16 protein-coding genes are annotated in these 17,278 nt (G+C 67.1%); 9 read left to right on the forward strand and 7 right to left on the reverse strand.

Annotation, left to right across the window (positions count from 1 at the left end; translation table 11 throughout):
* Position 1: 1 nt before the first annotated feature.
* From N7I30_RS06135 to N7I30_RS06150, 4 genes are all read right to left on the reverse strand, one after another.
* Entirely contained in the window at positions 2–871 is an 870-nt protein-coding gene (locus tag N7I30_RS06135) for an ABC transporter permease (protein WP_498637471.1), read from the reverse strand.
* Positions 868–1,677: an ABC transporter ATP-binding protein gene (locus tag N7I30_RS06140; RefSeq protein ID WP_024349185.1), complete on the reverse strand. Its 810-nt coding sequence runs from the start codon at positions 1,675–1,677 to the stop codon at positions 868–870. Before N7I30_RS06140 ends, N7I30_RS06135 begins: the two co-directional genes overlap by 4 nt.
* Entirely contained in the window at positions 1,677–2,705 is a 1,029-nt protein-coding gene (locus tag N7I30_RS06145) for an ABC transporter substrate-binding protein (protein WP_277025047.1), read from the reverse strand. The genes N7I30_RS06140 and N7I30_RS06145 overlap by 1 nt, the downstream gene beginning before the upstream one ends.
* A gap of 62 nt (positions 2,706–2,767) precedes the next feature.
* The gene (locus tag N7I30_RS06150; RefSeq protein ID WP_498637474.1) at positions 2,768–3,700 is read right to left on the reverse strand and encodes a fumarylacetoacetate hydrolase family protein; all 933 of its coding nucleotides are present in this window, start codon (positions 3,698–3,700) and stop codon (positions 2,768–2,770) included.
* Positions 3,701–3,938: 238 nt separating this feature from the next.
* On the opposite strand from N7I30_RS06150, the gene N7I30_RS06155 reads away from it, so the two are divergent.
* A complete protein-coding gene (locus N7I30_RS06155) occupies positions 3,939–4,619 on the forward strand; it encodes a FadR/GntR family transcriptional regulator (RefSeq protein ID WP_024349188.1) in 681 nt (226 codons plus the stop codon).
* A 7-nt stretch (positions 4,620–4,626) separates the two neighbouring features.
* On the opposite strand, the gene N7I30_RS06160 is transcribed toward N7I30_RS06155, so the two are convergent.
* Entirely contained in the window at positions 4,627–5,313 is a 687-nt protein-coding gene (locus N7I30_RS06160; RefSeq protein ID WP_187392630.1) for a fumarylacetoacetate hydrolase family protein, read from the reverse strand.
* Between the two features lie 107 nt (positions 5,314–5,420).
* Here N7I30_RS06160 and N7I30_RS06165 point away from each other — a divergent pair, with 107 nt between their 5' ends.
* The gene (locus tag N7I30_RS06165) at positions 5,421–6,137 is read left to right on the forward strand and encodes a FadR/GntR family transcriptional regulator (protein WP_188074988.1); all 717 of its coding nucleotides are present in this window, start codon (positions 5,421–5,423) and stop codon (positions 6,135–6,137) included.
* A gap of 28 nt (positions 6,138–6,165) precedes the next feature.
* On the opposite strand, the gene N7I30_RS06170 is transcribed toward N7I30_RS06165, so the two are convergent.
* Positions 6,166–7,149, reverse strand: coding sequence for an ABC transporter substrate-binding protein (locus N7I30_RS06170; protein WP_498637477.1), 984 nt, complete (start codon positions 7,147–7,149; stop codon positions 6,166–6,168).
* 116 nt (positions 7,150–7,265) lie between these two features.
* Between N7I30_RS06170 and N7I30_RS06175 the strand changes: the two genes are divergently transcribed.
* Complete coding sequence (locus N7I30_RS06175) at positions 7,266–7,967, forward strand: class II aldolase/adducin family protein (protein WP_498637479.1); 702 nt, start codon at positions 7,266–7,268, stop codon at positions 7,965–7,967.
* A gap of 4 nt (positions 7,968–7,971) precedes the next feature.
* Here N7I30_RS06175 and N7I30_RS06180 read toward each other — a convergent pair whose 3' ends face one another.
* A complete protein-coding gene (locus N7I30_RS06180; protein ID WP_498637480.1) occupies positions 7,972–9,198 on the reverse strand; it encodes a LysR family transcriptional regulator in 1,227 nt (408 codons plus the stop codon).
* A gap of 252 nt (positions 9,199–9,450) precedes the next feature.
* Here N7I30_RS06180 and N7I30_RS06185 point away from each other — a divergent pair, with 252 nt between their 5' ends.
* The 6 genes from N7I30_RS06185 (at position 9,451) to N7I30_RS06210 (ending at position 17,032) form a co-directional block, all read left to right on the forward strand.
* A complete protein-coding gene (locus N7I30_RS06185; RefSeq protein WP_498637482.1) occupies positions 9,451–11,277 on the forward strand; it encodes a thiamine pyrophosphate-binding protein in 1,827 nt (608 codons plus the stop codon).
* A 114-nt stretch (positions 11,278–11,391) separates the two neighbouring features.
* Positions 11,392–12,378 (forward strand): tripartite tricarboxylate transporter substrate binding protein, encoded by a 987-nt coding sequence (locus N7I30_RS06190; RefSeq protein ID WP_498637484.1) that lies wholly within the window; start codon positions 11,392–11,394, stop codon positions 12,376–12,378.
* 40 nt (positions 12,379–12,418) lie between these two features.
* Complete coding sequence (locus N7I30_RS06195; RefSeq protein WP_498637486.1) at positions 12,419–12,883, forward strand: tripartite tricarboxylate transporter TctB family protein; 465 nt, start codon at positions 12,419–12,421, stop codon at positions 12,881–12,883.
* 18 nt (positions 12,884–12,901) lie between these two features.
* Positions 12,902–14,443 carry a tripartite tricarboxylate transporter permease gene (locus tag N7I30_RS06200; RefSeq protein ID WP_491390749.1) on the forward strand — a complete coding sequence of 514 codons (1,542 nt, stop codon included), beginning with the start codon at positions 12,902–12,904 and terminating at the stop codon, positions 14,441–14,443.
* A 29-nt stretch (positions 14,444–14,472) separates the two neighbouring features.
* Positions 14,473–15,918, forward strand: coding sequence for an aldehyde dehydrogenase family protein (locus N7I30_RS06205; protein WP_498637488.1), 1,446 nt, complete (start codon positions 14,473–14,475; stop codon positions 15,916–15,918).
* A complete protein-coding gene (locus tag N7I30_RS06210) occupies positions 15,905–17,032 on the forward strand; it encodes an AbrB family transcriptional regulator (RefSeq protein ID WP_498637490.1) in 1,128 nt (375 codons plus the stop codon). Before N7I30_RS06205 ends, N7I30_RS06210 begins: the two co-directional genes overlap by 14 nt.
* Positions 17,033–17,278: the final 246 nt, after the last annotated feature.

Consider the following 17,278-nt stretch of genomic DNA (forward strand, 5'->3'; position numbering starts at 1 on the left):
CCTAGCCCTCCGTGACGGTCGAGACCCGTTCCTTGTGCCAGAACACGAAGCGGCGCTGGACCCAGCTCACGAAGGCGAAGAGGCCGAGACCCACGAAGGACAGGTAGAAGATCAGCGAGAACACCCGGGGCGTGTTCAACTGACTGGCCGCGATGCGGATCAGCTCGCCGAACCCCTTGCCGCCGCCGAGAAACTCGGCGGTGATCGCCCCCGCCATGACGCCCACCGAGCCGATCTTCAGGCCGGTGAAGATCTGCGGCAGCGCCATCGGCAGTTTCATCTTGGTCAGCGCCTGCCAGCGTGTGGCGCCCATCGTCTTGAACAGGTTGCGGCTGTTGGTGTCGGCGGCATGCAGCCCGGCCGCGGTTCCCACCACGATGGGGAAGGTCGCGATGAAGGCGCCCAGCGCCACCTTGCTGTCGATGTCGAAGCCGAGCCAGGCCACGAAGAGTGGCGCGAAGGCGACCTTCGGCATGGTGTCGATGGCCACGAGATAGGGCATGATCGCCCGCTCCCCGAAAGCCGTCTCGCCGACGATCACCCCGAGGCTGAAGCCGATCGCGATGGCGAGGAGGAAGCCGTAGAACACCTCCTTCAGCGTGATCCAGAGCGCCGGCATCATGTAGCCGCCGGTCAGGATGTTCTTGCCGACGAAGATCATGTCGGCCAGCGTCTCGCCGGGCGTCGGCAGGATGATCGGACTGACGAAACCGAAGCGGGTGATGAGGTCCCAGACCAGCACGAAGACGCCGAACACGAACAGCATCTGGATGCTGCGCGGCACGCTGTCCAGCCAGCCGACATGGACCGTCCAGACCGTATCGTCCTCCGCCGTCGGCGCCCGGTCGGCGATCCGTTCGAGACCCGTCATATGAATGCCTCCTTGTCCAGACGGCTCCGGATATGTTCGACGATCTCGCCGAATTTCGGCGTCGTCATCATGTCGAGGGTGCGGGGACGGGGCAGGTCGATCTCGACCACTTCGGCAATCCGGCCGGGGCGCGGCTTCATCACATAGACCACGTCCGACAGGATCACCGCTTCCTGGATCGAGTGGGTGACCAGGAAGGCGGTCGCGTTGCGCGACATGCAGATGCGCTGCAGCTCCATGTTCATGAAGTCGCGGGTCAGTTCGTCCAGCGCGCTGAACGGCTCGTCGAGCAGCAAGACGGCCGGCTCGGTGATCAGCATCCGGCAGATCGAGGCGCGCTGCGCCATGCCGCCGGACAAATCGCCGGGATAGGAATTCTCGAAGCCCTTCAGGCCGACCAGTTCCAAGAGTTCACGGGCCGGCTCCTGCGCGGCCTTGGCCGCCGCCCGTCCGTCGCGGATCTCGATCGGCAGCACGATGTTCTGCAGCGTGGTGCGCCAGGGAAACAGCGTCGCCTGCTGGAACATCATGCCGATGTCGCGGCGCGGGCCGGTCACGGGGCGGTCCTGGAGAACCACCCGCCCCGTGGATGGCGGGATCAGTCCCGACATGATCTTCAGCAAGGTCGACTTGCCGCAACCACTGGACCCGATCACGGCCGAGAAACTGCCCCGGGTCAGGGTCAGATTGACCCCTTCCAATGCCGTGATCGCATTACGGGCGTAGGTCTTGCCCACGTTTCGGAGCTGATAGACGAGCTCGCTATGGCTCTCCGTCGGCTCGATCAGGGTTGCGGCAGCCTGCATTACTGTGCGCTCCCGTTGACCTTCATCGTGAAGTCATTGGTGTACGCTTCGGTCAGGTCGGCCAGCGGCTCGGCCATTTCACCACCGGTGACCTGGACCTCCTGCCATTCTTCCCAGACTTCGGGCGGCTGGTAACCGAGGCCCTTGGACTGGTCGACCGGGACGGTCTTGCTGCGCACCGCATCGAACAGGGCCGCGGCGAAGTCGCGATCCTCGCTCTCCTGCGGATTGCCGGCCGCCATGTGCTCCAGCACCTTGTCGCGATTGGCGTCGTCCAGCGCGAAGACATGCCCCTTGTGGATCGCCCGCACGAACTTCTCGACCAGCTCCGGATCGTCGCGGATCAGCTCGCCAGTGGTCGCGAAGCCGTTGCCGAAGAAGCGGGCATATTCCGGCGGGGTGATGTCGCGCACCGCCTGGCCGCGCTGGTTCAGGATCGCGGCATCCGCGGTCGAGGACGAATAGGCGGCGATGGCATCCTGCGAAAAGGCTGCGACGGCCGGGCCGCCATCGCCGACGGTCAGGAAGGTGTAGTCGGTGCCTTCGGTCAGGCCCGAGCCTGACAGCACGTTGCGGGCAAATCCGACCTCGGCCCCGTCCGCCGTGCCGGTGCCGACGACCTTGCCCTTCAGCTCTTCCGGCGCCTGGATTTCGCTGGCCTCCGGCACGACGATGCCGAAATTGGACCGGGCGGCGAAATTGTAGATGAACACCACGTCGACGCCGCGGCTGCGGGCGGCGAGGACCGGTCCGGGACCGGGTCGGCCGAACTGGGCCTGGCCCGAGGACAGGGCCTGCAGGACGGCGCCGGAGCCGTTGATCGCCTCGACCGAGACGTCGAGGCCCTCTTCCGCGAAATATCCCTCGCCGATGGCGACGAACACGTTGAACGAGTTGATGGCGGAGGGGCTGGGCTGGACGAAGGTGACCTTCGTCATGTCCTGTGCGGATGCGGGCCCTGCCATGGCCAGCGGTGTCGCCGCCATGGCCCCGGCCAAGAGCGCTGTGAAGATTCGTCTGTTCAGCATGTCATTCCTCCCAGAATGTTAGATGCGCAGTCTCCTACCTCCAGCTCTGTCGGCCGGTTGGTTCATGCAGGGCGGACCGTGTTGGTCAGACGCCCGATTCCATCGATTTCGCAGACCACCTCGTCGCCATCCGTCAGGAAGCGGGGCGGCTCCATGGCATAGCCGACGCCCGACGGCGTGCCGGTCGCCAGGACATCGCCCGGCTCCAGCGTCAGCCCTTCCGAGAGCGACGCGATCAGCGTGGGAATGTCGAAGATCATCTGCGCCGTCGTGCTGTTCTGGCGGCGCTCGCCATTCACGAACAGCCGCAGGCCGGTGTTCTGCGGGTCGGGAAATTCGTCCTTCGTCACCACCACCGGCCCCATCGGGCAGGACCCGTCGAGCCCCTTGCCTTTGAAGTACTGCCCGCCATGGCGGCGCTGCACGTCGCGCGCGGTGACGTCGTTGAGGATGGTGTAGCCGAAGACATGCGCATAGGCGTCGTCCCTGGCGATGTCGCGGCCCGCCTTGCCGATGATGACCGCAAGCTCGACCTCGTAGTCGATATGGGTCGAGACATGGGGAAACAGCGGGATGGTGGCGCCCTCCCCGATCACCGCCGTCCTCGGCTTGGTGAAGAAGACCGGCACTTCGGTGACGTTCACGACGGCGTTCTGCGCCCGCGCGCCCTCGGCGATGTGCTCGGCGTAATTGCGCCCGACACAGAAGACGTTCTTTTCCGGACGCGGCAGCGGCGCGAGGAGGTCCGCATCGCCCGGCGCAACGATCAGGGCGCCAAGCGCCGCCTCGCCGGCCTCGGCCGCGGAAACGAGCCTCGCCAATGCCGCCAGCGCTGCATCGCCGCCCTCAATCAGCGCCTGGAGGCGCCCGTCCAATAGCGCCGGCTCGCTCGATCCCGCCGCCGCGGCGGCCGCCGCCACCGGCAGATACCCTCCGGCAGGCATCTCCACCGCGCAGGCCGGTCCCGAAGAGAGCTTGATCGTAGCAAGGCGCATTGGTTCAGATGTCCATCGTTTTGAAGGCGTACAGGCAGTTGGCGATGTCACGTTGCCGGACAGGCGACCACCGGACGAAAAGGCGCCATGTCACGGCGAATACACAGCAATTACAGTATGTCGGGTCCTGTTGACCGGCCCGGCGGGGGTCTGACTTGACGAAGCGATGCTAGCAGGTTTTCTGGCGCCGGATAGTTTTCGCATTTAACCAATGCGACAATTGGTCTAGCATCGCGCCATGATCACCGTGTCCCTGGCCGAGCAGATCAAGCAGTACATCGCCGAGCGGCGCTTCCGTCACAACGAACGGCTGCCACCGGAGCGCGAGCTGAGCCGGGAGTTCGGCGTCACGCGCGGCGAGTTGCGCAAGGCCCTGGCCGAGTTGGAAAGTGATGGCCTGATCTGGCGGCATGTCGGCCGCGGCACCTTCATCGGCGCGCGCTCCGTCCTGAACCTCGCCGACATGGCCTATCTCGGCGAACTGGCGAGCCCGGCCCAGGTGATCGCCGCACGCCTTGCGGTCGAGCCGGAACTGGCGCGGCTCGCGGCGGTCCACGGAACGCGGTCGGATTTCGAGGAAATCGATGCCTGCCGGGTCCGCTGTCGTACAGCTTCGGACTGGCGCAGCTACGAGGCGTGGGACAACAAGCTCCACCACGCCGTCGCCAAGGCGACCCACAACAAGCTGCTGATCCACCTGTTCGACATGTTGAACGTGGTGCGGCGGTCGACGGTCTGGGGGCAGCCGCGCACCACCAGCCTGCCGTCGCGCGACCACAAGAGTTTCCCGGAACACGATGCGATCTGCGCGGCCATCGAGGCCCGGGATGCCAATGGCGCCGCGCAGTGCATGCGCGCCCATCTCGATTCGGTGCGCGACCGGGTGCTGCCGGCCATTTCGGGCCGACAGCCGGTCTGAGACATGATCAGACGACGGTGACTTTCAGGTCGCCAACGCCGGCGACATGGCATTCCATGACGTCGCCCTTGACCACGGCGCCGACGCCCGAGGGCGTGCCGGTCATGATGACGTCGCCGGCCGCGAGCTCGAAATAGTCCGACAGGTAGGAGATCATCTCGGGCACCTTCCAGATCATCTGGTTGAGGTCGCCGGTCTGCTTCGCCTCGCCATTCACCTTGAGCTCGACCAGGCCGGACGCGGGGTGCCCGACCTCCGACACCGGACGCAGGGCGCTGACCGGGGCCGATGCCTCGAACGCCTTGCCGATTTCCCACGGGCGGCCCATCTTCTTGGCCTCGCCCTGCAGGTCGCGCCGCGTCATGTCGAGGCCCACGCCATAACCCCAGACGTGATCGAGCGCGGCATCCACCGGGATGTTCACGCCGCCCGATTTCAGCGCCACGACCATTTCGATCTCGTGGTGCACGTCCTCGGACTTGGGCGGATACGGGAAACTGTCGCCGACCGTCAGATTGTTCGGGTTCTTCTGGAAGAAGAACGGCGGCTCCCGGTCCGGATCATGCCCCATCTCGATGGCATGGGCGGCGTAGTTGCGGCCGATGCAATAGACGCGGCGCACGGGGAACTCCGCGTCCGATCCTTCGATCGGAAGGGTGACGACCGGAGGCGGATTGATCGCGTAGTTCGGCATGAAGACGGCTCTCCTTGAAGCAACGATGTCCTTGCATCCCAGATTCCACCCAGCTAATCAATCGAAATCAATCCGCGTTTAGCGAACCAATAGAGACCGTTTTGGCCATGCTCGACGATTCCAGCCCGCCGGCACAGCGTGCGGATGCCCCGGATGCGCAATTGTCGGGCCAGTCGGCACTGGCGCAATTGCGCGCCTTCATCGCCGACCGCGGGCTGCAGCCCGGCCAGCGCCTGCCGCCGGAACGCGTCCTGTGCGTCGAACTCGGACTGAAGCGCAGCGACCTGCGCCAGGCGCTGGGCGTGCTGGAGCAGGAAAACCGGCTGTGGCGGCATGTCGGCAAGGGCACCTTCCTGACCGATCAGGAGCCCGATGATGCGGCCGGCCCCTTCGACCAGCTGGCCCGCAAGGTCAGCCCCGCCGACGTGATGCGCGCCCGGGCGGCGTTGGAGCCGGCGATCGCCCGCGACGCGGCGCTGCACGCCTCGGCCTCGGCGATCGGCCGGCTGCAACTGACGACGGACCGTACGCGGCAGGCCGCGACATGGCGGGAATACGAGGCGCTGGACAACGAGTTCCACCGCCAGATCGCCGAGGCCAGCGGCTCGACCACGCTTCTGGCGCTGTTCGACCAGCTGAACACGCTGCGGCGCATGGTCTCGTGGGGCCGCGTGGTGCGCGAAGGCCCGCGCCCGCCGGCCGAGCACGGCAGCTTCGCCGAACACGACCGCGTTGTCGACGCCATCGCCCAGCGCAGCCCCGACGCCGCCCAGAACGCCATGCGCACCCATCTGCGCTCCGTCGAAGACCGCCTGCTGCGCTAGCCGATCGGGGCCGGCGCAGCCCAGGCCCTCAGATCAGGAATGCCTCATGCGTGGAGGGGTGGAACAGCTCTTCCGCCGTCAGCCGGCGGCTCGAGAGGCCCTGGGCATGGTGCTGCTGCAGGAAGGCATCGAGCGTCGGGCGGTTGGCGGTGATGCCGTAGGACCAGAAATCCTCCCCCATCAGGTCGCGCGCCCGCGCCAGTTGCTCCTCCACGAAGGGCAGCGTCACCTTGGTGGCCGAGGTGTCGGCCAGCTGCGCCAGCGCCAACGTCTTCGCCTCGGTCATCGCCTTGAGCACCGCACCCGGCAGCCAGGGATGCGCATCGGCAAGTTCCTTGCGGACCCCGACAATGTGCATGATAGGGAAGATCTGCGTGCGCTCGTACCAGTCCATCGCCGCGGCGGTGGGATCAGGGAACAGCCAGCCGACATTGTTCTCGGCCCCATGGCATGACGGCATGCGCGGCGTGATGATCGCCTCGATCTCGCCATCGAGCAGCAGCTGGGACAGCGACTTGTCCTCCGGCGCGGTTTCGATGCGGATCGCGTCCGGCAGCTTCAGCGCGATCTTTTCCGGCCGCCCCGGCTGCTCCAGCCCGCCGCGCACCCAGGTCACGTCCTCCGGCTCGACGCCATGTTCCTGCAGAATGGCGCGCACCCAGACATTGGCGGTGAGCTGATATTCGGCGACGCCGATGCGCTTGCCCTTGAGGTCGGCGGGGGACTTGATCCGGTCGGTGCGGACATAGAGCGAAGTGTGGCGGAAGGCGCGGGAGAGGAACGCCGGCACGCCGACATAGGGGCAGTCGTCATTCGCCGTCTTCACGGTGAAGCTCGACAGCGACAATTCGCAGATGTCGAATTCGGCGTGGCGGAAGGCGCGGAAGAAGATCTCTTCGGGCGACAGCACCATGCAGGTCGGCTCGACGCCGTCGATCTGGACGCGGCCGTCGACGATGGGTCGGGCGCGGTCGTAGTCGCCGACGGCGACGGACAGGTTCAGCTTGGACATGCGGGGGTTCCTCCTGTGGTTTCCGGATTGTGCTGGGGGATGGCGCAGGTGCGGCCGCTTGCGTTCGCGCGTCGCATCGGCTCCCCTGCCGCGCCACGGGACGGAGAGGCGGGCAGATGAACAAGGCAGTGCTGATCGACGAGCTGGTTCTGGCGAACCGCATCCTGGCGCATGAAGGCGTGCTCGACGCGTTCGGCCATGTCAGCGTGCGCGACCCCGACGACGCGAACGCCTTCTACCTCTCCTGCTCGCGCAGCCCGGGCCTCGTCGCGGCCGCCGACATCATGCGCTTTGATCTCGACGGCAACGTCCTGGAGGGTGACGGCAAGCCCTATCTGGAGCGGGTGATCCACGGCGCGGCCCTGAAGGCCCGGCCCGATGTCGCCTCGGTCGTGCACCACCACGCACCATCGGTGCTGCCCTTCGCGCTGGTGGAGACAAGGCTCAGACCGGTCTTCCATCTCGGCGCCGTCGCCGGCGAGACGGTGCCGGTGTGGGACAGCCAGGACGCGTTCGGCGACACGAGCCTTCTGGTCTCCGACACGCCGATGGCCGCCTCCCTCGCGGCCGCGCTCGGCAATCGGCCGGCGGTGCTGCTCAAGCGCCACGGCGCCGTCTGCGTCGGGCGCGATATCGCCCAGGCGGTCTTCGTGTCGATCTGCATGCGCGACAATGCTGAGCTTCTCGCCAAGGCGCTGGCGCTTGGGGAGCCGTCCTATCTGACGCCCGGCGAGATCGCGCAGGCTGCAGCCAAGCACGATGGCGGCGCGCCCGTCGCCCGCGCCTGGGAGTACTGGGCGTCGCGCGTGCGAGGGTGACACCTCAGGCCGGGGCATGGGGCCGCGCCTCGCTGATCTCGGCGGCGACCCCGCGCAATTCGTCGAGCAACGCCGCGGCCAGCGGGGTCGGCACATAGTCGGCCCGCATGGTCAGGCCGACCTGCCGGTTCGTGCACTCGATCCTGACCGGCAGTATTGTCAGCGTGCCGGCCTCGACCTCGTGATGCACCTGATGGCGCGACAGGATTGCGACCCGCTCGCCATTCATCAGCAGTGTGCGCACGGCAACGACGGAATCGGTCTCGATCACCCGCTTGGGCGCGTCCAGCCCGAAGGCGCGCAGCGCCGCCTCGAACTGCAGGCGCAGCGGCACGCCCTTGAAGGGCAGCACCCACGGAAACTCCAAGCAGTCGGCGAGGCCCACACTGCCGCGTCCGGCAAGTGGGTGGCGGGCGCCGACGACCATCACGACGTCGTCCTCGAACAGTTCTTCCGACACGATGCCTTCGACCGGCGCCGGACGCCGGATCGTGCCGACCAGCACGTCGATATCGCCCTGGCGCAGTGCCATCAGCAGTGAGCCATAGGTCCCGTCGACGATCGCGATCTCGGCCTCCGGGTAACGCATCAGCAGGCGCTCGACCGCGACGGGCGCAAGGCGGACCCGGGTCAGCGGCAGCGCGCCGATGCGGATCAGCCCGCCGGTCGCGCCTTTCAGGATCTCCACTTCCTCCAGCCCCTGGCGGATCTCGGAGAAGCACAGTTTCACCCGGCGCAGCAGCGCCTCGCCGGACGGGGTCAGCCGCATGCCGGCGGTCGTGCGATGAAAGAGCGGCAGGCCGGCGCGGTTCTCCAGCGCCCGGAGTGATCGGTTGAGAGCCGGCTGGGACAGGCCGGCATGACGCGCGCCGGCGCTGACGGTGCCATGCGCGGCGACCGCCAGCAGGGCGGCGAATTCGTGGTCGGCGGCATGGATTGTCAGCGACGGCCGGGAGCGGGCCGCCTCGCCGGACATCGCCGGCAGTTCGAGTTCGGCGATCCGCAATTGCTCCTGCGCCCGGCCGATGCGCCTGACCAGCAGGAGGCCGGCCTCGCTGGCGGCCAGGCGGCGCGACGAGCGATGAAACAGCGTGATGCCGAGCTCGGCTTCCAGCGACTGGAGCGCGCGCGAAACGGCCGGCTGCGACAGCCCAAGCTGCCGCGCCGCATTGGCGATGGCCCCGCCCGCTGCGATTGCGAGCGCCACCCGAAGCTTGCGCAGCTTCGCCAAAAGATCCTCCCCTCAAGCCGAAAGTGCATCCGATAGATGCCGATCCGCCATTGTTTTCAGAACGATGTAGCATCGCGGAAATCGTCAGCACATCTGGCTATAACTGTTTCGCATGGATCAAATGCAGAAGGCATTATCCCTGAGCCGGCTGCGGCCGCACAGTGTCGACAGAAGACAACGACAAGCGAGCGTCGCGGGGCCCTGTCAAACCCGTTTCGACAGCGCGCGGCTCTCGGGGGGAATGCGGACTTCATGGACGACGCCGGCCGACACACGCCTGCAACCCGGCACGCGAGCGACCTCATCGAGCGGCCGGCGGGACACGAGGATCGCCCTGCCGAATGGGGCAGCGACGTCGTGGCCGCGACGGTGCGGGCGCTCGGCCTGCCCTACGTCGCCATGGTGCCGGGCTCGAGCTTCCGCGGCCTGCAGGATTCCATCGTCAACTATCTCGGCAACAGCGACCCGCAGATCGTGCTCTGCCTGCACGAGGAGCATGCCGTGGCGATCGCCGACGGCTATGGCCGCGCAACCGACAGGCCGATGGCGGTGGCGCTGCATGCCAATGTCGGGTTGATGCATGCGGCCATGTCGGTCTTCAACGCCTGGTGCGACCGTGTGCCGATGGTGATCCTCGGGGCCACCGGCCCGGTCGATGCCCACAAGCGTCGACCGTGGATCGATTGGGTCCACACCGCCGCCGACCAGGGCGCCCTGGTGCGCTCCTACGTCAAATGGGACAACCAGCCGGGTTCCGCCGAGGCCGCCGTGGAGGCGGTGCTGCGCGCGCACCAGATCGCCACAACGGCCCCCTTCGGCCCGACCTATGTCTGCCTCGACGTGTCGATGCAGGAGGAACGGCTGGATCGCAAAGTGCAGGTGCCGGCGCCGGGCCGCTTCGCACCGCCGGACCTGCCGTCGGCCTCGCGCGCCACGCTGCGTTCGGTCGTCGCGGCGCTGGCGGGCGCGAAGAAGCCCCTCTTCCTGTTCGGCCGCATGTCCCGGTCGCAGGCCGACTGGGACGCCCGCATCGCGCTGGCCGAAGCGACCGGCGCGGCGGTGATGACGAGCATCCACAACCCGTCCTGCTTTCCCACCGACCACCGGCAGCATCTTCTCGCACCGTGCGGCGAGCAACGTTCGGCGCGCGAGCGCGCCCTTGTCGCCGAAGCCGATCTGATCGTCAGCTTCGACTGGCTCGATCTCGCCGGCTATCTGCGCAGTTGCACCGACACCGCCCAGACCCAGGCACCGATCGAAACGATCATTGTCGGCTGCTCGCTCGATGCCACGATGACCAATGGCTGGAGCATGGACCACCAGGCGCTCGCCGCGGTCGACATCTCGGTGATGGCGCATCCGGACGCCTTTGCCGCCGACCTTCTCGACATGCTGCAGGAGGCGCAACCACCCGCCACGGACTGGGATTTTTCCGGCCCGCACTGGACGTCGCGCCTGCCCACCGCGCCGCTCGGCGACAGGGACGGCTGCATCTCGCTCGGCGACTTCGCCATGGCGATCCGCCGGCACGGGATCGACAACGACGTCACCTTCGTCCGCCTGCCGCTCGGCTGGCCGCGCGCTGCCAGCCATTTCACCCATCCCCTCTCCTATCTCGGCAAGGATGGCGGCGCGGCGGTCGGCGTCGGCCCGGGCCATGCGGTCGGCGCCGCCCTCGCCCTGCGCGACACCGGCCGCATCGTCACCGCGGTGCTGGGCGACGGCGACACGCTGATGGGCATCAACGCCCTGTGGACAGCGAGCCATTTCGGCCTGCCGCTGCTGATCGTGGTCGCCAACAACGCCTCATACTTCAACGACGAACTGCATCAGGAGCGCGTCGCCAACAGCCGCGAACGGCCGGCGGAAAACCGCTGGATCGGACAGCGCCTGACCGATCCTGAGATCGACGTCCTGGCGATGGCGAGCGCGCAGGGCTTCGAGACCCTCGGCCCCGTGCGCACGCGCGCCGCACTCGACGACGCGCTGCAGGCCGGCGCGAAGACGGTCGCATCCGGCGGCCGCGTCATCATCGATGCCCGCATCGAGCCCGGCTATGCCGGCGACTTCGGCGAATGATCCGGGCCCGGCACCGAAGACGGAGGAATTGCTGCCGGCCTTGAGCACGCAGCGAACGCAGAAGCCGGCGAACCAGAAGACCGGCATCGACAACAACATCCAGGGGAGGTGACCATGAACGGCAGACACATCACGAAGCGGCTTGCAGCCGCGGCGCTGACGGCGACCATCGTCGCTGCGGCAAGCCCGGCATTCGCGGAATTCCCGGACAAGCCGATCACCATGTATATCGGCTTCAACCCCGGCGGCGCCGTCGATACGACCGCCCGGCTCCTGCAGAAGAACCTCGAGGCAGCGCTCGGCGTCCCGGTGATCGCGGTGCAGAAACCCGGCGGCGGCGGCACCGTCATGGCGACCACGCTGATGCATCAGAAGGCCGACGGCTACACCATCGGCATGGGCGCGAGCGCCGCCTATGCGCTGGCCCCGCTGCTCAACACCGACATCCAGTACGACATGATCGACGACTTCGCCCATATCGCGACCGTCTCGATCCCGCAGGACGCCCTCGTCGTGAAGAAGGACGCGCCCTGGGACACCTACGAGGACCTGGTGAAGGACGCCAAGGACAACGGCAAGGCCCTGTCGCTGTCGTCCCAGGTCTCCGTCTCGCGCCTCATGGCCATCGCCATCGAGGAGAAGGAAGGCATCGAGATCGAGGTGGTCCCGGTCAAGGGCGGTTCGGCCGGCATCCAGCAGGTTCTCGGCGGCCACACCGACATGACCTGGGGCGCATCCGGCTGGCACGCGCAGGTCGAGGCCGGCGAGATGAAGCCGATCCTCTCGCTCGGCTACGAGCGCAATGCCGACTTCCAGGACATCCCGACCGCCAAGGAACTCGGCATCGACTATGCCTTCGTCGACACCTTCATGCTGTCGGCGCCCAAGGGCCTGCCGGAAGACGTCGAGAAGAAACTCGCCGATGCCGTGAAGACCGCGCTGTCGCCGGATCTCGTCAAGGAACTGCGCGAGAAGATGTATCTGTCGGCCGACTATCGCGGGCCGCAGGAAACCGACGACTATCTCACCATGCAGCGCGACGAGGTGAAACCCTTCGTCGACAAGATGATGGCCGAGGGCGGCGAGAAGCCGGCCGAGTGACCGGCCAGGCCTGACGAACGAAGAGACGGGAGGGGAGTCCGTGCGCAAGGCCGACATGTTCGCCGGCGTGTTCCTGGTCGTCGCCGGGCTGATCGCGATCTACGTGGTCATTCCGGCGGAGATCGGCGGTCGTTCAGCCTACGGCCTCGGGCCGGACTTCTTCCCCCGCCTCCTGATGTGGCTCTTCGTCCTGTTCGCCGTCCTCCTGGTCGGCCACAGGACGTGGACCGCCTGGCGCGGCAGGCCCGAGACCGAGGGCCCCGCACCGATGAAGCGTGCGGACTGGATGTTCATCACCGGCATCTCGGTCTTCCTCGCCGTGACCTGGCAGCTGATGGTGCATTTCGGCTTCGTCGTGGCCGGCATCTTCGTTCTGGGCGTCGTCGGCGTGCTGATGGGCAGCCTGCGGTCAAACCCGGTGCGCCTCGTCCTGGTCACGCTCGCCGCACCGCCGGTCATCTTCTACGGCTTCAAGCACCTCTTCCTCGTCTATCTGCCCAGCTGATCTCGAAGGCGAACGACAATGGACACGATCCTCGCTGGCATCGGCGACGCCTTCACCCTGATGAACTTCGCCTACATCGCCTTCGGCGTGTTCATGGGCATCATGGTGGGCGCCATTCCCGGTCTCAACGGGCCGATGGCGATCGCCGTCGCCGTGCCGCTGACCTACTACATGGACCCGCTCGCCGCCGTCGCCTTCCTGATCGGCATCAACAAGGGCGGCACCTTCGGCGGCTCGATCTCCGCGATCCTCCTCAATACGCCGGGCTCGCCCGAATCCACCTCGACCGCCTTCGACGGCTACCCGCTCGTCAAGAAGGGCAAGGGCATGAAGGCGCTGAAGATGGCGCTCTATTCGTCGGTCACCGGCGACATCTTCTCCGACCTCGTGCTGTTCACCGTCGCCGCGCCGCTCGCTCTCGTCGCGCTTCGCATGGGCCCGCCCGAAATGGCGGCCGTCTTCGCCTTTTCGCTGACGATCATCGCCGGCCTGTCGGGCAAGTCGATGCTCCGCGGCCTCCTCGCCGCGATCCTCGGCGCCTTCGTCGCCTGTGTCGGCCTCGACATCGAGACCGCCCAGCCGCGCCTGACCTTCGGCATGGGCGAACTGATCGAGGGCGTGCCGATCATCCCGCTGACGATCGGCCTTCTCGCCCTGTCCGAGATCATCATCCAGGTCGAAGCCCGCGTCCTCGGCCGCGAGAAGAATGTCGGCACCTACAACGTGTTCGGCAAGGACATCCCGCCGGAGGACAAGCGCGTCAGCTGGGCCGAATATCGCAGTTGCCTGCGCACCATTATCCGCTCTGCCGTGATCGGCACCGGCGTCGGCGCCATGCCCGGCATCGGCGCCATCGTGGCGGGCTTCCTCGGCTACGGCGCGGCGCGTCGCGCTTCCAGCAATCCCGAGGAATTCGGCACCGGCAAGCTCGAGGGCGTCGCCGCGACGGAAGCGGCCAACAGCGCGGTGGTCGGCGCCAACCTGATCCCGCTGCTCGCCCTCGGCATTCCCGGCAGCCTGTCGGCGGCGATCCTCATCGGCGCCTTCCTGATGCACGGCGTCGATCCCGGACCGCTGATCTTCCGCGAGCATGGCCGCCTCGTCTACGGCATCTTCGCGGCGATGTTCATGGCGAACTGGATCAATTTCGTCATCGGCAATCTCGGCCTGCGGCTCTTCGCGCTGATCGTCAGCGTGCCGAAATCCGTCATCCATCCGGTCGTCGTTCTGCTCTGCATCGCCGGCGCCTATGCCAATGGCAACTCGATGTTCGCGGTCGCGGTGATGATGGTGGCCGCCGTCTTCGGCTATCTGATGCGCAAGTTCGACTTCTCCTTCGCCACCTTCATCATCGGCTTCGCCCTCGGCGAAACCTTCGAACAGTCGGTGCGCCAGTCGGTCATCCTGTTCAAGGATCAGCCGCTCGACCTCTTCACCCGGCCGATCGTGGTGTTCTTCGTGGCGCTCACGATCTTCTCGGTCTGGCGCATCCTGCGATCCAATCTGAGCCGGCCCCTGCGGCCACAAGCGGCCGGCGCCCCCAGGGAAGCCACCTCATGACCGTCGCAACGACCCCTTCGAGACGGACCGTGACACTGCCGGAGCATCGCGATCTCTATTACGGCGGGCGCTGGATGCCGGCGCTGTCGGGCGAAACGCGCGACACGATCAACCCCGCGACAGGCGAGAGTTTCTGCACTGTCGCCTATGGGGGAGCTGCCGACATGGACGCGGCGATCGAGGCCGCGCACGCCGCCTTCCCCGCCTGGCGCGACACCGCCCCGCTCGAACGCGCACGGTGTCTGCGGAAGATCGCCGACATCATGCGGGCGAACCGCGACGCGCTTGCCCTCATCGACGCGGCCGACAGCGGCAATCCGGTCTCGGCCATGGCGAGGGACATCGACATTGCGACGGCGCAGCTCGACTTCTTCGCTGGCCTCGTCACGGAGATGAAGGGCGACACGATCCCGATGGGGCCGGAAATCCTGAACCTGACCGTCCGCGAACCGGTCGGCGTGGTGGGGCGCATCGTCGCCTACAACCACCCGCTGATGTTCTGCGCGGCGAAGATGGCCGCGCCGCTCGCCGCTGGCAACACGGTCGTCATCAAGCCGGCCGAGCTCGCGCCGCTCTCCGTCCTGCGCTTCGTCGAGCTGATCGAAGGCGTGCTGCCGCCGGGCGTGTTCAATATGGTGCATGGCGGCGTCGCGGCCGGCCAGTGCCTCGCGAGCCACGGCAGGATCGCCAAGGTCGGGCTGATCGGCAGCGTCGCCACGGGCCGCGCCGTCATGCGCGCCGCCTCGGACACGCTGAAGGGCGTGATGCTCGAACTCGGCGGCAAGAACGCGTTGATCGGATGCCCGGATGCCGATGTCGAGCGCACCGCGCGCGGCGTCGTCGCCGGCATGAACTTCGCCTGGTGCGGCCAATCCTGCGGCTCGACCAGCCGCGCCTTCCTGCACGAGGACATCCACAACGCCGTGCTCGCCCGTGTTGCGGAATTGTGCGCCGATTTCGCGCCCGGCGACCCGACTGATCCCGCCACCAATATGGGTACCCTCGCCTCGAAGGCGGCGCAGGAAAAGACGCTGCGCTATATCGAGATCGCCAGACGCGAAGGCGCACGCCTCGTCTGCGGCGGCAGGGTACCGGACGTGCCGGGCCTTCGGAGCGGCTTTTTCGTCGAGCCCACCGTCTTCGCCGACGTCACGCCCGACATGACCATCGCCCGCGAGGAGATCTTCGGCCCGGTCCTCTCCGTCCTGAAATGGCGCGACGAGGCGGCGATGATGGAAGCGGTCAACGCCGTCGAGTTCGGCCTGACCTGCGCGATCTTCACGAAGGATCTTGCCCGGGCGCATCGTCTGGCACGGCAGGCGGAAGCCGGCTTCGTCTGGGTCAACAAGGCCGGTCCGCATTTCCTCGGCGCACCCTTCGGCGGCGTGAAGCAGTCGGGCATTGGCCGCGAGGAATGCATCGGCGAAATGCTCGATTTCACCCGCGAGAAGAACATCCACATTGCGCTCGACTGACAGTGTCGAAGCTTCGGGCGGCTCGGCGCCGACGGAATCCGACCTGAAGCCGGACGCGCCGAAGGGCGGCGTGAAGACAGCGCTCGCAACGCTCGCCATCGCGGCATTCGGCGGCTGGCTGGCGAGCCTTGCCGGGCTGCCGCTGCCGTGGCTGATCGGCGCGCAGCTCGCGCTCTGCATCGTCGCGCTGATGCGCATCGAGCTGTTCGGCGCGCCGCCCCACTGGCCGCGCGCCAGCCGCGACATCTTCCTGCCCGTCCTCGGCGTGATGATCGGCAGCGCCTTCACCATGGAGATCCTCGCCCAGGTGCCGGAATGGTGGCTGAGCCTGCTGGTACTGTCGGTTTTCCTGGTGGTGGCGCACGCGCTGGTCTTTGCGATGTTTCGGCGGATCGGCGGCTACGATCTGCCGACTGCCTTCTTCGCCTCCTTCCCCGGCGGCTTCGTCGAGGCGACGCTGATGGGCGCGGAAGCCGGCGGCAACCAGCGCATCATCCTGGTGCAGCATTTCCTGCGCATGTCGCTGATCGTGCTATTGGTGCCGCTGCTGTTCTGGTGGGCCAGCGGCCAAGCGGTCGGCAGCGCGTCGGGCACGGCGATGGGGACACGCGGCGGTATTGCGCCCGTCGAACTCCTGATCCTGATCGTCGCCGGCCTGGCGGGAACGCTGATCGGGCGCAGGCTGAGATTCCCGGCCCCCGACATATCCGGCGCGATCGCCGCCAGCGCCATCGTCCATCTCGCCGGCTGGTCGGACGGCCAGCTGCCGCAGATCCTGATTGCGCTGACGCAGCTCATGGTCGGCACGTCGCTCGGTGTCGGCTTCGTCGGCATCGGGCGCGGCGAGATTGCGCGGGCCATCGGCCTGGCGCTCGGCGCCTTCGCACTGGTCTTCGCCATGGCCTTCGCGGTCGCCGTCGCCATCCACGCTTATGTCGACCGCGACGTTCAAACGCTGATTCTCGCCTTCGCGCCGGGCGGCCTCGCCGAGATGAGCCTCGTCGCCCTGTCGCTGCATCTCAGCGTGCCCTTCGTCACCCTGCACCACATCTACCGCATCTTCTTCGCCGTCGCCGTACTGCCCCGAGCCTACCGATGGCTCAGCCGCGATTGAGCATCATGACGCGCGCTCCGAAATGCCATGGCACAACAGCAAAGCGCGGGCGGGACATTCCGCATCGAAGCTGAGTGGCCGCGTCGTTCGAGATTGCTGATGTCATGCCGTCGAGCCACTGCCCGGATCCCTTGAGCTTGGAGCCCGGGATCGGCCGCATGGGCATCACCTCTGGGCTACAGGTTTGGGCTCAGAGCACGCAGATGGCACCGAGAGGATTCTCAGTGGCCGAAAACAATAGCGATT

The sequence above is a fragment of the Aurantimonas litoralis genome (assembly GCF_026153195.1).
In the GTDB taxonomy this organism is placed as follows: Bacteria; Pseudomonadota; Alphaproteobacteria; order Rhizobiales; family Rhizobiaceae; genus Aurantimonas; species Aurantimonas coralicida.

Coding starts and splice junctions, on each gene's coding strand:
- N7I30_RS06190 (WP_498637484.1), top strand. CDS start 11,392: ATGAACGGCAGACACATCACGAAGCGGCTTGCAGCCGCGGCGCTGACG.
- N7I30_RS06145 (WP_277025047.1), bottom strand. CDS start 2,705: ATGCTGAACAGACGAATCTTCACAGCGCTCTTGGCCGGGGCCATGGCG.
- N7I30_RS06135 (WP_498637471.1), bottom strand. CDS start 871: ATGACGGGTCTCGAACGGATCGCCGACCGGGCGCCGACGGCGGAGGAC.
- N7I30_RS06170 (WP_498637477.1), bottom strand. CDS start 7,149: ATGTCCAAGCTGAACCTGTCCGTCGCCGTCGGCGACTACGACCGCGCC.
- N7I30_RS06160 (WP_187392630.1), bottom strand. CDS start 5,313: ATGCCGAACTACGCGATCAATCCGCCTCCGGTCGTCACCCTTCCGATC.
- N7I30_RS06175 (WP_498637479.1), top strand. CDS start 7,266: ATGAACAAGGCAGTGCTGATCGACGAGCTGGTTCTGGCGAACCGCATC.
- N7I30_RS06165 (WP_188074988.1), top strand. CDS start 5,421: ATGCTCGACGATTCCAGCCCGCCGGCACAGCGTGCGGATGCCCCGGAT.
- N7I30_RS06140 (WP_024349185.1), bottom strand. CDS start 1,677: ATGCAGGCTGCCGCAACCCTGATCGAGCCGACGGAGAGCCATAGCGAG.
- N7I30_RS06185 (WP_498637482.1), top strand. CDS start 9,451: ATGGACGACGCCGGCCGACACACGCCTGCAACCCGGCACGCGAGCGAC.
- N7I30_RS06150 (WP_498637474.1), bottom strand. CDS start 3,700: ATGCGCCTTGCTACGATCAAGCTCTCTTCGGGACCGGCCTGCGCGGTG.
- N7I30_RS06155 (WP_024349188.1), top strand. CDS start 3,939: ATGATCACCGTGTCCCTGGCCGAGCAGATCAAGCAGTACATCGCCGAG.
- N7I30_RS06200 (WP_491390749.1), top strand. CDS start 12,902: ATGGACACGATCCTCGCTGGCATCGGCGACGCCTTCACCCTGATGAAC.